Genomic DNA, 348 nt, shown 5'->3' on the forward strand with positions numbered 1-348 from the left:
ATCTGGGAGATTATTTTATCAAATATATGTGCATCCGGCAAATATGAATATTTAACTAATCAAACCAAGGTTTATGTTCCTTTTAGCCTTATGCTGATCTTGCAAAAGTTAGAGAATGCACTTGATGCTTCAAGAGTTATCCTTGCTGTTTCAGGTGGCAAAGATAGCCTCGCCCTGTGGGATATCCTTACACGGTTAGGATATTATACATCAGGGCTTTATATTAACTTGGGTATAACTCACGATGGCTATTCTGGCACAATCCAGCCATTAAACCGTTGCCATACGATCTGGATAAGGCACGCCAGATCTTGAAAGAAGCCGGTTATGAGTGGGACGCCAAGGGTA

Annotated in this window: 1 pseudogene; it reads left to right on the plus strand. The window is 41.1% G+C overall.

The features are described from left to right. Nucleotides 1-315: pseudogene (locus EZM41_RS13520) on the plus strand (hypothetical protein); the annotation flags it as partial. Nucleotides 316-348: the final 33 nt, after the last annotated feature.

It is taken from the genome of Acetomicrobium sp. S15 = DSM 107314 (genome assembly GCF_016125955.1).
Classification (GTDB): Bacteria; Synergistota; Synergistia; order Synergistales; family Thermosynergistaceae; genus Thermosynergistes; species Thermosynergistes pyruvativorans.